General features: G+C 39.3%; 15 protein-coding genes. 11 read left to right on the top strand and 4 right to left on the bottom strand.

Annotated features, from left to right (window positions below):
- Window positions 1-63 precede the first annotated feature (63 nt).
- The 6 genes from BLR86_RS03330 to BLR86_RS03305 all read left to right on the top strand — a co-directional run bounded on the left by BLR86_RS03330 (window position 64) and on the right by BLR86_RS03305 (window position 4,515).
- The gene (locus BLR86_RS03330; protein ID WP_090758293.1) at window positions 64-501 is read left to right on the top strand and encodes a BrxA/BrxB family bacilliredoxin; all 438 of its coding nucleotides are present in this window, start codon (window positions 64-66) and stop codon (window positions 499-501) included.
- A gap of 219 nt (window positions 502-720) precedes the next feature.
- Window positions 721-1,491 (top strand): transporter substrate-binding domain-containing protein, encoded by a 771-nt coding sequence (locus BLR86_RS03325; RefSeq protein ID WP_090758291.1) that lies wholly within the window; start codon window positions 721-723, stop codon window positions 1,489-1,491.
- A gap of 72 nt (window positions 1,492-1,563) precedes the next feature.
- Window positions 1,564-2,223, top strand: a complete 660-nt coding sequence (locus tag BLR86_RS03320; protein WP_090758289.1) for an amino acid ABC transporter permease — start codon at window positions 1,564-1,566, stop codon at window positions 2,221-2,223.
- On the top strand, window positions 2,216-2,938 hold the full coding sequence (locus tag BLR86_RS03315) for an amino acid ABC transporter ATP-binding protein (protein WP_090758287.1): 723 nt from the start codon (window positions 2,216-2,218) through the stop codon (window positions 2,936-2,938). Before BLR86_RS03320 ends, BLR86_RS03315 begins: the two co-directional genes overlap by 8 nt.
- Before the next feature lie 57 nt (window positions 2,939-2,995).
- Window positions 2,996-3,979: an aromatic acid exporter family protein gene (locus BLR86_RS03310; protein WP_090758285.1), complete on the top strand. Its 984-nt coding sequence runs from the start codon at window positions 2,996-2,998 to the stop codon at window positions 3,977-3,979.
- A 23-nt stretch (window positions 3,980-4,002) separates the two neighbouring features.
- The gene (locus BLR86_RS03305; RefSeq protein ID WP_090758283.1) at window positions 4,003-4,515 is read left to right on the top strand and encodes a L,D-transpeptidase; all 513 of its coding nucleotides are present in this window, start codon (window positions 4,003-4,005) and stop codon (window positions 4,513-4,515) included.
- A gap of 49 nt (window positions 4,516-4,564) precedes the next feature.
- On the opposite strand, the gene prli42 is transcribed toward BLR86_RS03305, so the two are convergent.
- Entirely contained in the window at window positions 4,565-4,699 is a 135-nt protein-coding gene (prli42, locus tag BLR86_RS25895) for a stressosome-associated protein Prli42 (RefSeq protein ID WP_175492777.1), read from the bottom strand.
- Window positions 4,700-4,822: 123 nt separating this feature from the next.
- Between prli42 and mce the strand changes: the two genes are divergently transcribed.
- From mce to BLR86_RS03285, 4 genes are all read left to right on the top strand, one after another.
- Window positions 4,823-5,227, top strand: coding sequence for a methylmalonyl-CoA epimerase (gene mce, locus BLR86_RS03300; protein WP_090758281.1), 405 nt, complete (start codon window positions 4,823-4,825; stop codon window positions 5,225-5,227).
- A gap of 7 nt (window positions 5,228-5,234) precedes the next feature.
- Window positions 5,235-6,785 (top strand): acyl-CoA carboxylase subunit beta, encoded by a 1,551-nt coding sequence (locus tag BLR86_RS03295; protein ID WP_090758279.1) that lies wholly within the window; start codon window positions 5,235-5,237, stop codon window positions 6,783-6,785.
- 73 nt (window positions 6,786-6,858) lie between these two features.
- On the top strand, window positions 6,859-7,980 hold the full coding sequence (locus BLR86_RS03290; protein ID WP_090758277.1) for a tripeptidase T: 1,122 nt from the start codon (window positions 6,859-6,861) through the stop codon (window positions 7,978-7,980).
- A gap of 73 nt (window positions 7,981-8,053) precedes the next feature.
- On the top strand, window positions 8,054-9,325 hold the full coding sequence (locus BLR86_RS03285; protein WP_090758275.1) for a DNA polymerase IV: 1,272 nt from the start codon (window positions 8,054-8,056) through the stop codon (window positions 9,323-9,325).
- Window positions 9,326-9,365: 40 nt separating this feature from the next.
- Here the strand turns inward: BLR86_RS03285 and zwf are convergent, their stop codons facing one another.
- Window positions 9,366-10,835 (bottom strand): glucose-6-phosphate dehydrogenase, encoded by a 1,470-nt coding sequence (gene zwf / locus BLR86_RS03280; protein WP_217642362.1) that lies wholly within the window; start codon window positions 10,833-10,835, stop codon window positions 9,366-9,368.
- A 198-nt stretch (window positions 10,836-11,033) separates the two neighbouring features.
- On the opposite strand from zwf, the gene rnz reads away from it, so the two are divergent.
- A complete protein-coding gene (rnz, locus tag BLR86_RS03275) occupies window positions 11,034-11,957 on the top strand; it encodes a ribonuclease Z (RefSeq protein WP_090758273.1) in 924 nt (307 codons plus the stop codon).
- A 48-nt stretch (window positions 11,958-12,005) separates the two neighbouring features.
- On the opposite strand, the gene BLR86_RS03270 is transcribed toward rnz, so the two are convergent.
- Together BLR86_RS03270 and proC are read right to left on the bottom strand one after the other, a co-directional pair.
- Entirely contained in the window at window positions 12,006-13,145 is a 1,140-nt protein-coding gene (locus BLR86_RS03270) for a glycosyltransferase family 2 protein (protein WP_090758271.1), read from the bottom strand.
- A gap of 62 nt (window positions 13,146-13,207) precedes the next feature.
- Complete coding sequence (gene proC / locus BLR86_RS03265) at window positions 13,208-14,053, bottom strand: pyrroline-5-carboxylate reductase (protein WP_090758269.1); 846 nt, start codon at window positions 14,051-14,053, stop codon at window positions 13,208-13,210.
- Window positions 14,054-14,156 lie beyond the last annotated feature (103 nt).

Genomic DNA, 14,156 nt, shown 5'->3' with positions numbered 1-14,156 from the left:
TGAAGAAAACATATTTTTACTGTTATCATGTAGGTATATCAACTAAAATTAGGAGTGAAAAGTATGAGTATGGATTTTAATTTTTTCATGAATGATGTTGTGACTCAAGCTCGTTCTGAGATTGCGGCAGCAGGTTATAAAGAACTCAAAACACCTGAAGAGGTTGAATCAGCATTTGAACAAAAAGGTACAACGTTAGTAATGATTAACTCAGTTTGTGGTTGTGCGGGCGGAATTGCACGGCCTGCAGCAGCTCATTCCCTTCATTATGATAAGCGTCCTGACCATCTTGTTACTGTTTTTGCTGGACAGGATAAAGAAGCAACCGAAAAAGCACGCAGCTATTTTACAGGATATCCACCTTCCTCTCCATCCTTTGCATTATTAAAAGATGGAAAGATCGTTTCAATGATTGAAAGACACCAGATTGAAGGCTACGACCCTGCGACAGTCGTATCTAGATTACAAAAAGAATTTGAAGAAAACTGTGAAGAACTTTAATAAGCATTTCAAAAGAGCTAATCTCCTATTTGGAGGTCGGCTCTTTTTTTATTTTAGAAAAGTAATAATAATTTTTTATAAATATACTTGCATAATTATTTTACCCTGTGTTAAAATTCATTACGTTGCATAAATATTAAACTTTTACTCAACTAAGTTAGTAAAAAGTACAAACTAAACTAATAATACTATTCAGAAAATTATAGGAGGAAAATAAAAATGAAAAAAGCAATTATATTATTCATGACAACTATTTTATTTGCCGGTATTCTTGCAGCCTGTGGTAAAAGTAATAATGCAGGTGATAAAAAGACACTAGTGATGGCAACCTCAGCCGATTATGCCCCGTTCGAATATACTGAATCAGGTAAAGGTGGCGAAATTATTGGCTTTGATGTTGATTTAGCAAAAGCAATTGCTGGAAAACTCGGCTATGAAGTTGAAGTGAAGGATATGGATTTTGGCGGTTTGATTCAGTCACTTAAATCTGGACAGGCAGACTTTGTATTAGCGGGAATGACTCCAACGGAAAAAAGAAAGAAAAACGTAGATTTCAGTGATATCTACTATACAGCACAGCACATGGTTATCTCTAAAAAAGAAAGTGGTATTGCAACAGTAGAAGATTTAGAAGGTAAAACAGTTGGTGTTCAGTTAGGTTCTATTCAAGAAGGTAAAGCAGAAGAAATTAATAAAACGGTAGCATTAAAAGTAGAAAATCGTAACCGTATCCCAGAGCTGATTCAAGAATTAAAAGCAGGCCGTTTTGACGCTATCATTATTGAAGATACAGTAGCTAAAGGATATCTTAAGAAAGAAGCGGATTTAACGAACTTCACAATGAGTGATGACCCTGAAGAAGCAGGTTCAGCGATTGCATTTCCAAAAGATAGCGATTTAACAGAGAAATTTAACCAAGAGCTTAAAAAAATGAAAGAGAACGGCGAACTACAAGAATTGATTGTAAAGTGGTTTGGCGGGGAAAACTAAGTTATATCCAAGACGTTCAGAAGTCTTCTGAACGTCTTGCTAATTCCATTATTTAGAGAGGACGGCAGATGAATGAACTTAGATTTCACGCAATTCATTCCTTCGATGCCATACATTTTAGAGGGAATAGTTGTCACACTTAAAATCGTTATTTTAGCAGGGATATTAGGCTTTATTCTTGGAATTATCCTGTCATTGTTTAAAATTAGCAAATTCAAATTTCTCGGTTGGTTTGCGGACCTTTATACATCCATCTTCCGTGGTACGCCATTAGTATTACAGCTGATGCTGATCTATTATGGATCACCACAGTTACTTGGATATCAAATTGAACCATACACAGCGGCAATATTGTCCTTTGCTCTTAATTCAGGTGCATACATATCTGAAATTATTAGAGCAGGGATTCAGGCAATAGATAAAGGTCAACAGGAGGCTGCAATGGCTCTTGGTGTACCTTACACAAAAATGATGTGGGATATCATTCTGCCACAAGCGCTTAAAAATATCCTGCCGGCATTAATGAATGAATTTATTACCTTAACAAAGGAATCTGCAATTGTCACAACCATTGGGGTAATGGATATTATGCGGCGTTCCTACCAAGTTGGAGCTGAAAATTATTCGTTTTTTGAACCACTCTTAATTGCCGGAATGATCTATTACTTAATGGTCATTACCTTAACCTTCCTAGGAAAAGCGGTTGAAAGGAGAATGAGACGCAGTGATTAAGGTAGAAAATTTGCATAAAAATTATGGCAAGCTTGAAGTATTAAAGGGGATTACAACGACAATCGAAGCAGGAGAAGTCGTTGCGATTATTGGGCCTTCTGGTTCCGGGAAGTCTACCTTTTTACGTTGTATGAACCTTCTTGAAAACCCAACAAGCGGACGTATCCTAGTAGGAGGTCAAGATGTAACCGATAAAAAGACGAATATCATGAAAGTGCGGCAGAATGTTGGGATGGTATTTCAACACTTCCATTTATTTCCCCATAAGACTGTTTTGCAGAATCTTACCTATGCACCGATAAAGGTAAAAGGATTGTCAAAGGCTGAGGCAGAAAAGATTGCTTTTGATCTATTAGAAAGAGTTGGTTTAGCAGAAAAAGCAAATGAATACCCAACAAGGTTATCTGGCGGGCAAAAGCAGCGGGTTGCCATTGCCAGAGCACTGGCAATGGAGCCAGAGGTTATGCTATTTGATGAACCGACTTCAGCACTTGACCCTGAAATGGTGAAGGAAGTTTTAGATGTTATGAAATCGCTAGCTCACACCGGGATGACGATGGCGATTGTGACTCACGAAATGGGCTTTGCACGTGAAGTTGCCGATCGAGTTCTATTTTTAGATGGCGGAGTGCTAGTAGAAGATGCAAAACCACAAGAATTTTTCACAGATCCAAAAAGCAAACGTGCACAAGATTTCTTGCAAAAGATGCTCTAATCAGGATAAGCTAAAGATGGTCATTGATGATCATCTTTTTAATTTGGGGAGATTTTTATGAAATATAAAATTGGTTATCGTACAGTTAAAACCGCATTAGGAACTGCCATCTCTATCCTAATTGCTCAACAATTAGGTTTAGACAACTTTGCTTCAGCAGGAATCTTAACAATCTTATGTATTAAGGTCACAAAAAGAAAATCTTTACGGGCATCATGGGATCGATTTTTAGCATGTGTTTTAGCCATGCCCTTCTCGGTTCTATTTTTTGAAGTAATAGGCTACCATCCAATCGTAATTGGAATTATGCTGTTATTCTTTATCCCAACCGTTGTAATGTTTAAAGCAAACGATGGAATTGTTACGAGCAGTGTCATTATTTTACATATTTATATGGCAAATGCGTTAACGCTTGATCTTTTTCTAAATGAGCTTGGTGTAATTATTATCGGGATTGGCGTGGCACTTATAATTAATATTTATATGCCAAGCGCTGATGATAGATTAAAACAATATCAAACAAGAATCGAGGAAAACTTTAAAGTTATTTTTTGTGAAATGGTACTTTTTCTAAGAACCGAAGAAAGTGAATGGACTGGTAAAGAAATAACTGAAACGGCAACATTACTAGAGGAAGCAAGATCGTTCGCCTTTCGCGATGTAGAAAATCATTTTTTAAGAGAAGAAAATGACTATTTTCATTATTTTAAAATGAGAGAAAAACAATTTGAAATTCTCGAACGAGTTCTACCGATTGTTACGTCACTTACTGTAACGCTGCCCCAAGGAAAAATGATTGCCGAGTTTCTTGAAGAATTATCCGAAAATATCAAACCAGGAAACACGGCACATATATATCTTGGAAAATTAAGAGAAATGAAAAAGGAATTTGAAGAAATGGAGCTTCCGAAAACAAGAAAGGAATTTGAGGTCCGTGCAGCTTTGCTCCAATTAGTGAAAGAGATGAACGACTATCTGATTATTAAACGTTCCTTTAAAACATCCAAATGGAATAAACCGGGGAAAGTCGAAGCAAACTAAGGTAAAAATGGCAGGTGGATTTTATGAATAAGATACTATCACCAATCCTGTTTGCTTTTTTTATATCACCCCTTTGGCCGTTAGGACCGAATCCTCTTCCTGGTGACCCTTTTGTTATTATTAATAAAACCACAAACGAACTAGCACTTATTGAGGATAACAAGGTCCAAACAGTTGTGAGTGTTGGTACGGGTAAAACTCAAGAATTGACACCAGAAGGACTTTTTACGATCACGGTAAAAGCAGAAAATCCTTACTATCGCAGAAAGGATATTCCCGGCGGGGATCCTGATAATCCACTTGGTACTAGATGGATAGGCTTTGATGCGGAGAATACAGATGGAAGAATTTACGGAATACACGGGACTAATCAGCCTGCATCAATTGGGAAATATGTTTCACAAGGTTGCATTAGAACACAGAACGAGGTGATATCCTCCTTATATCCTTTGATTCCATTGGGTACTAAAATATTAGTTACTTCTACCAATAAACCATTTGAAATCCTTGCTAAAGAACATGGAGCGATCCACTAAACATCAAAAGGGACTGTTCGCGCAGAACAGTCCCTTTTGGTGTTTTTTATTATATGAATTGAGCAATCCCGATTAGCAGTGTTGAGGCTAACATAGCAATTAACATTAAATAAACGACAATTTTTCTTGTTTTCTTTTTAGACAATTTGGGTTCCCCCTTTAAATTATTTAGCTTTATATACATTTTACAGGGAAAAGCCTAATTGGACAATGGAACAACATCTCAAATTGGGAAGGAATTATGAATCTTTTAGCGAATATGGTAATTGTCGAAATGATTTAAATTTTGAAAAACAGAGGGGTAAAAATGATAAAAAAAGTGGATCACATTGGAATTGCCGTTCGGTCACTAGAGACTACACTTCCATTTTACACAGAGGTGTTGAATCTTCCTTTATTAGGAATTGAAGTGGTTGAAAGCCAAAAGGTCAGAGTGGCTTTTCTGAAGGCGGGGGAAACGAAGCTTGAACTCCTTGAGCCAACTTCAGAGGAAAGCACCATTGCCAAATATATTGAAAAACGTGGTGAGGGGATACACCATGTTGCGCTTGGTGTTGATTCTATTGAGGACAGAATCAAGGAAATGAATGAAAAGGGAATTACCATGATCGATAAAGAACCAAGGATTGGTGCTGGTGGAGCTCATATTGCCTTCATGCATCCAAAGTCAACTTCGGGTGTTTTGGTCGAGCTATGCGAAAAGAAGGGGTGAAGGGGTAATGATAGACATCTATGAAAAAATAAATGAATTATATGATAAGCGCCGGGAAGTAGAGCTTGGCGGTGGAGATCAGAGAATTGAAAAACAGCATGAAAAAGGAAAATTAACGGCAAGAGAACGAATCGATCTTTTAGTTGATAAAGGAACTTTCGTGGAATTAAGTCCATTTATTGAGCACAGAACCAATGATTTTGGTCTTGATGAACAGAAAGGACCAGGCGACGGAGTAGTAACGGGCTATGGGAAAGTAAACGGCAGGCCCATCTATTTATTTTCACAGGATTTTACCGTTTTTGGTGGTGCACTTGGGGAAATGCATGCCAAAAAAATCGCCAATGTCATGGATTTAGCAGCTAAAAACGGAACACCGTTCGTCGGCCTAAATGATTCTGGCGGGGCTAGAATTCAAGAAGGTGTTGTCTCGCTAGATGGGTACGGTCATATCTTTTATCGAAACGCAATTTATTCTGGGGTGATTCCACAGATATCCGTTATTATGGGACCATGTGCTGGAGGAGCAGTTTATTCACCCGCGATTACTGATTTCGTATTTATGGTTGAAAAAACAAGTCAAATGTTTATTACTGGACCAAAAGTGATCGAAACCGTAACAGGTGAGAAGATTTCTGCTGAAGACCTTGGCGGTGCTCATGTCCATAATAGCATTAGTGGAAATGCTCATTTTGAATCTGCTTCCGAGCAGGAGGTTTTAGAGGAGGTTCAAAAACTGCTAAGCTATCTTCCTCAAAATAATGAAGAAAAGCCTCCGATACTTGCGGTCGAAGACGAAAATGATTATCGCCCAGATTTAACGGACGTGATTCCATTCGATGCCATTCGTCCTTATGATGTCCGAAAAGTAATTGAACAGGTAGCGGACGCAGATTCGTTTATGGAAATTCAAAAGAATTTTGCCAAAAATATTGTCGTCGGCTTTGCACGGATTAAAGGGGAAACAGTTGGATTAGTCTGTAACCAGCCAAAGGTAATGGCGGGAGGACTTGACATCAATTCATCTGACAAAGCGGCTAGATTTATTCGCACCTGTGATTCGTTTAATATTCCGATTATTACCTTTGAGGATGTTACAGGCTTTTTCCCTGGAGTTAAACAGGAGCATGGAGGAATTATACGTCATGGCGCGAAAATTCTCTATGCCTATTCAGAGGCGACCGTTCCAAAGCTGACGGTTATTTTAAGAAAAGCTTATGGTGGTGCGTATGTAGCACTAAACAGCAAGTCTATCGGTGCTGATTTAGTTTTTGCCTGGCCCAATGCAGAGATTGCGGTAATGGGTCCACAGGGCGCTGCTAATATCATTTTTGCGAAGGAAATTCAAAATAGTGATAATCCTGAATTGGTGAGGCAGCAAAAGATTGAAGAATATCGTGAAAAGTTTGCCAATCCATATGTGGCTGCAAGTAGAGGAATGGTCGATGATGTCATTGACCCGCGTGAAACGAGAATAAAAATTATCCAAGCATTAGAGATGCTGCGTAACAAAAAAGAATCAAGACCATACAAGAAACACGGGAATATCCCACTTTAAAGCAATCATTTGAAGACAGGTTTATGAAGGAGTATACTCTAGTAGTGAGTACATAATACGGAGGTTTATTCGGATGATTAATCATGAACGTCTTTTAAATGAATTTTTAGAGCTTGTCCAAATTGATTCTGAAACAAAATATGAAACTGAAATTGCGAAAGTCTTAAAACAAAAGTTTACAGATTTAGGCCTGGATGTGTTTGAAGACGATACAACGGCTGTAACAGGGCATGGAGCAGGAAACTTAGTTTGTACCTTGGGTGCCACAAAAGAAGGCGTAGACCCTATTTATTTCACTTCTCATATGGATACCGTTGTACCGGCAAGAGGTGTTAAGCCATCAATTAAAGATGGTTATGTTGTTACTGATGGAACTACGATTTTAGGTGCAGATGATAAAACTGGTTTATCGGTTATGCTTGAAACGATTCGCGTTTTAAAAGAACAAAATATTCCTCACGGTATGATTCAATTTGTCATCACAGTTGGAGAAGAATCGGGTCTTGTTGGGGCGAAAGCACTTGACCCTTCTTTATTAAAAGCAAAATATGGTTATGCGTTAGACAGTGACGGGTTAGTAGGTAATATCGTGGTTGCTGCTCCAACACAGGCAAAGATAAAAGCTGTGATCTACGGAAAAACAGCTCATGCTGGTGTTGCACCAGAAAAAGGGGTCTCTGCGATTACGATTGCTGCGAAATCGATTGCGAAAATGCCATTAGGCAGAATTGATTCGGAAACCACTGCAAATATCGGCCGATTTGAGGGCGGCACTCAAACAAATATCGTATGCGACCGTGTTGATATTTTAGCAGAAGCGCGTTCATTGATCGCTGAAAAAATGGAAGCGCAGGCTGCCAAAATGAAAACAGCCTTTGAAACGGTAGCGGCTGAAATGGGTGGAAGAGCAGAAGTTGAAGTTGAGGTCATGTACCCAGGCTTTAAATTTGGTGAAGGTGATCAAGTCGTTGAAATCGCCCGTAAAGCGGCAGCGAAAATTGGCCGCAGCTGTGAATTACAGCAAAGCGGCGGCGGAAGTGATGCCAACGTTATTGCTGGCTTTAACATTCCAACGGTTAATCTGGCTGTAGGCTATGAAGATATTCATACAACCAATGAACGCATGCCAATCGCAGAATTATACAAGCTTGCAGAAATGACCATTGCTATTATCGACGAAGTTACAAATCAATAGGGATATGATGAGGAGAGCCAACTGGTTCTCCTTTTTGTTATAATATAGCTACTATCTTTTAGGAAGTGTAACTATGAAAGAAATGTATCCAAAAAAGGGACGAGTCATTTTACATGTGGATATGAATAGCTTTTACGCTTCGGTGGAGGTTGCTTATGATCAGGAGCTTAAGGGAAAGCCAGTTGCCATTGCGGGAAATGTGGAGGAGCGGCGGGGGATTATTATTACCTGCAGTTATGAGGCGAGAAAATTCGGGGTCAAAACGACGATGCCACTTTGGGAAGCAAAAAAACTCTGTCCGCAGTTAATTGTTAGGAAACCAAATTTTGACCGCTACCGGACAGCGTCCATTGCCATGTTTGAGATTCTTAGAAATTATACGGAATTGGTCGAACCCGTCTCGATTGATGAGGGATATTTGGATATTACAGATTCCTTTGAACTGGGCAGTCCCATTGAAATTGCCCAAAGTATCCAAAAAAGAGTTCTCGAACAATTGGATCTGCCGTGCAGCATTGGAATCGCTCCAAATAAATTTTTGGCAAAAACAGCATCAGATATGAAAAAGCCGATGGGAATAACGATCCTTCGTAAACGTGATATTCCTGCTGTTCTATGGCCATTAAATACGAATGAAATGCATGGAGTTGGTAAAAAGACCGCTGAAAAATTAACAACGATTGGCATTCATACGATTGGAGAGTTAGCCGCTGGCAATGAGATACAGCTTAAGTCACTGCTTGGGATAAATGGAATCCGCATAAAGGAAAGGGCAAACGGAATGGATAGTCGGGCTGTAGACCCAGAGGCGGTTTCAGAGTTTAAAAGTATTGGAAATTCAACTACTCTGCCAAAAGATACGAGCAATCAGCAAGAGTTATTTCGAGTTTTGGAATCATTAGCTGAAACAGTTTCAATAAGACTTAAACGAAAAAATGTTTTCGCAACGACAATTGGAATTACGATTCGTTTTAAAGATCGAAAAACGATTACACGGAGTAAAAAGCTTTCTAACCCTATTCAACATAAAAAAGACATTGCATCCCTAGCTAAGCAGATTTTTTTCAAGCATTGGAATGGGGACCCTGTCCGGTTGCTTGGTATTACAGGCTATGATTTAGTCGAGCAGAATTTAGCTTTTAAGCAGCTTGATTTATTTTCCTTTGAAAAAGATGCCAAAAAAGAGCCGTTACTGAAAACTCTTTCCTCTCTTCGTGATAAATACGGTAAGAATATCATTGAGAATGCTAGTACTCGAAAAGTGGACAATGCTGATAATGTCGGAACGGGAACCAGCTTCAATAAAGATTTTCTTCGCAATTTTCCCCACAAAGATGAAAGTTAAAAGCTCCGCACTTGTAGGAACAAATGCGGAGCTTTTTGTATTACTTACAAATATCTACATCTAAAGCATTTACAGGCCACCAGAAAAATCCGTCTTTTTCTAATAGTTCGTCGGCGGCTTTTGGACCCATCGAACCTGATGGATAATTCGGGTAGTAGTCTGCCTTCGTATTTTCCCAGACTTCGGAAATATTATCGACAAAGGCCCAAGAATAAGCTACTTCGTCCCAGTGAGTAAAGTTGGTTGCATCTCCGCGCATACAATCGTAAAGGAGCTTTTCATATCCTTCAGGGGTATTCATAGCATGAATCCCAGTATTGGCAAAGCTTAGTTTAACCTCTTGGGCATCAAGATGGCCGCCAGCTTTTTTAGCGTTAAGATGAAGCGTAATTCCTTCCTCTGGCTGGATATGAATCACTAGCAGGTTTGGATTTAATAGCTTCTCAGGCTGATAATAGAGGTTCATCGGAATGTCTTTAAATTGAACGACTATTTTTGTTGATTTCGTCGCCATTCTTTTTCCGGTTCTGATATAAAAAGGAACACCTGCCCAACGGAAATTGTCAATCATAATCTTTCCGGCCACGAACGTTTCTGTGTTTGATTCCTTATTCACCATTGTCTCGGCACGGTATTCTGGCACCTGTTCATCTTCGACAATACCGGCACCATATTGTCCGCGGACAAAATATTTGTCTACCTTTTCTCCTTTAATCGTTCTTAATGAACGAAATACCCTTACCTTCTCAGAACGAACCTCATCTGTTGTTAACTTTATCGGTGGCTCCATCGCAAGTAGTGCTACCATTTGCATAATATGGTTTTGTACCATGTCCCGTAAGGCACCGCTTGTTTCATAATAACGGCCACGCTCTTCTACTCCTAGGATTTCACTAGAGGTAATTTGAATATTGGAGATATAACGATTATTCCATAATGGTTCAAAAAGGGCGTTAGCAAACCGAATCACTTCGATATTTCGCACCATTTCTTTACCTAAATAGTGATCAATCCGATAAACTTCTTCTTCGGAGAAAGCTTTACGAATTTGTTTGTTTAATACTTTTGCTGATTCTAAATTATGACCAAATGGTTTTTCAATGACAAGCCGTTTGTAGCCCCTTACATCGGTCAGTCCATCGGATTTTAAATGTAAAGCGATCGGACCAAAAAATTCAGGTGCCATCGCAAGATAGAAAATACGATTTCCTTCTAATTCGTATTTCTCATCAATTTGCTCTGCTAAATATTTCAGGGAAGCATAAGAATTGGAATCTGCTACATCATGTGACTGATAGTAAAAATGAGAAACAAACTCGTCAATCTTATCCTTTTTTCCTAGAGCGGTTATTACCGAGTCTTTTACAGATTTTTGGAAATCTTCTGTAGATAAGGGTCTTCTGGCAACTCCAATAACCGCAAACTTATCTAATTTTCCTTTTTGAAACAATCGATATAGGGAGGGAAAGAGCTTTCGAATGGCTAAATCTCCTGTTGCACCAAATATCATGATTAGTGATGTCATATTTCTTGATTGTTCCACGATGAGTACCTCTCTTTTTATGTATTCTAGTTTAGAGTTAGCAAAAAACGACTGAAGCATGTATTGAAATCTTATCTCTTATAGAAGAGAATAAACGGACAAAGCGCAATTGTGCAAGTGATATGCTATATTATTTATTATTATATTCGAAAAGGGGGGATTACGATGGATATCTTTTTTTTAGGAACAGGCGCTGGAGTTCCTGCTAAGCTTCGTAATGTAACATCCATTGCTCTAAAATTACTGGAAGAGCGCGGGTCGATATGGTTGTTTGATGCCGGTGAAGCCACCCAGCACCAAATTTTACATACTTCAATTAAACCACGTAGAATTGAAAAAATTTTTATTACCCACCTCCATGGTGACCATATATATGGTCTGCCTGGATTGTTAGCAAGTCGTTCCTTTCAGGGCGGTGAATCAGAGGTAACGGTTTATGGGCCGAAAGGGATTAAAGACTACATAGCGGTCAGTCTTTCTGTTAGTCAAACCTATTTAAAATACCCGTTAAAGATTGTGGAAATCGAGACCGGGATTATTTTTGAGGATGACCAGTTTACCGTTGAAGCTCAATTGTTAGAGCATGGGATTCCTTCGTATGGGTATCGAATTGTCGAGAAGGACAAACCAGGCACACTTTTAGCGGAAAAGCTTGTTGAAGCTGGAGTACAGCCAGGTCCGATTTTTCGAAAAATAAAAGAAGGTGAAAGTGTTACGCTCGAAGATGGAAGAGTCATCATCCCACAAGATTTTCTAGGACCAGATCAAAAGGGACGGATAGTTACCATTCTTGGAGATACAAGATATTGCGAAAATGCGATTTCTTTAGCGTTGGGTGCGGATCTCTTGATCCACGAAGCAACCTTTTCTAAAGGGGAAGAGAAGCTTGCCTTCGATTATTTCCACTCGACCACTCATCAGGCGGCAGAAGTAGCAAAATTATCTGGGAGTAAGCAGCTCTGTTTAACCCATATCAGCTCACGTTACGATCGTCAAGCTTGGCGTGAACTGGTTGCGGAAGCACAAGAGATTTTTATGAATACCGACATTGCTGAAGATTTTAAAGAAATTAATATACCAAGTAAATAAAATCGATTTTGATTGACATCTAGGTCACTTCAGCTCATCTGGAGTGACCTACTCTTTTTCCCTTAATTCGCTTAATTTGTATAAGGTGCCTCTCCACATGATGCCACCGCGTTTATAGGTGAGCCAGCTCGCACGGATGATTGAATAAATAAACAGAAGCGCTGTAACTGGCAAAACTAGAAACATAAACGGGGAGAATACAGTCATTTTTCTAATTACTAATATGTAATGTATTCCGCTTAACAAAATAACACCTAAGCTCAAAAGAGACACATTCCTATCAAAAGAAAATATCGTAATAAACGGCAGGACATTGGTAATAAAAACACCGAATATTGCTAAAAACACCATAGTAATCCGGTAATGTAATCCGGCGAACGTATTCTTTTCCAGTCCAATAAACGCTTCCCGCAAACTTCCGTACCATTCCACCTCAATTAGCCTAAGCGCTGTGACAATCCTTTGACGATAGCCAGCTTGTTTCATTTTCATCCCAAGCTGTAAGTCGTCATCGGGACGCATTTTCACTTTCTCATGTGTTCCAAATGATTGATAAGCTTCTTTTGATACAAGATTAAATGCGCCGATTCCTGTTCCTATTTTTGACTTCGGATCATTTGCTGCCCAAGGTCGTTTAAAATAGGAAAAACCAAATAGGAAAAAGGCAACAAAAGATTTTAGCCAAAACTTCTTTGCACTCAGGTTTGGGGCAGTGGTTAAGTGGTCCAGCTTGTGCTTTTCAAAATAGTGAAGCGCCTTTGCGAATGCTTCTTTTTCAAATTTTACGTCTGCATCGGTAAAGAGTAGCCATTTTCCAGATGCTTGAAGGAATCCACGATATAATGCGTTATTTTTTCCCAGCCAGCCATCAGGCAATTCTTCTATATGAATGACGGAAATTCGCTGATCTTCGGTTTGTAATTCCTCCATCATAAGCCCGGTTGCATCGGTTGACCGATCATTGACAAGAATCCATTCAACATTTTTGTAAGTTTGCTTAAGCTGACTGCGAACACTGGATTTAATATGACTTTCTTCATTACGGGCAGCAACAATAACCGATAACAATGGACCATTTTCTAAGCCCTCTTCATTCTCTAAAGCGTCAATTTTTCGTAAACCAATGAATCCATCTAAGAGAAAAACAATCCAAACAAGAATTCCAATCGTATATAAAATCGTTAGCATTGCTGACACTTCCCCAGACTCTTTTTAAGTCTAGTTTAAAGCAATAGAGCCAAACCTCCAAATTAGGAAGTTGGTTCTGTGACTTCTAGTTGTGTACGTAAGGCAGCTCCCATTTTTTTCGATTGAGCAGTTGCAGCCTTAATACACGAAATGAACGCTTGTTGGACTTGATGTTCCTCAAGCACTTTGACTCCAGCCTCAGTTGTTCCCCCTGGGCTTGTAACATCCCGTCTTAGCTGTTCCGACGATTTTGCGGAATTTTTCACCATTTCTGCCGCCCCGATTAATGTTTGCACGATTAATTCACTCGCCATTTCCTTATCGAGTCCAACCTCAACCGCACTTTTTTCCATTGCTTCAATCAGGTAATAGATATAAGCAGGACCGCTGCCTGATAGTCCGGTTACAGCATCAAGCTGCCCTTCTTCCACAAAAGTAGTCAAACCAACCGTTCCAAATAAATTTTTCATTAATTCAATTTGTTGCGGGGTGACACGCTCATTTACTGCAACAGCAGTGGCCGATTTTCCAACTGCCGCGGATGTATTTGGCATTGCTCTGACAATGGCAATTGGTAATTTTGCTAATGTTTCGATGGTACTCATGGATACTCCTGCTAACACGGAGACCACTAGCATCTGTTCCGTTAAATAGTCGCGAATGTCGTGAATGGCAGTTGCTACATCTTTTGGCTTCATTGATAAAATGACCATGTCCGCTCCAGCTAATAGCTCATTTAATTCATAGGTTGTACTGACCCCGTAGCGTTCTTGCAGCTTCTGTAGCCTTTCCACGTTTGAATGATTGGTAACCCAAATGTTTTTTCTGTCAATTAAACTATTTTCAAGAATACCTGAAATAAGCGCCTCAGCCATCGAACCTGCACCGATTATCGCTAACTTTTTCATTTCCCATGCCTCCCTCTATAAATGTTGATTTATCAACGGTTTGACCCGTTGGTGGGGTGTCAAAAAAATATTTTTCGACACGCTTCCTAACAATACTTTCATA

The sequence above is a fragment of the Bacillus sp. OK048 genome, from assembly GCF_900103525.1.
Classification (GTDB): domain Bacteria; phylum Bacillota; class Bacilli; order Bacillales; family Cytobacillaceae; genus Neobacillus.
The sequence above is the reverse complement of the archived record's forward strand: the minus strand, read 5'-3'. Positions and strand labels throughout refer to the sequence as shown.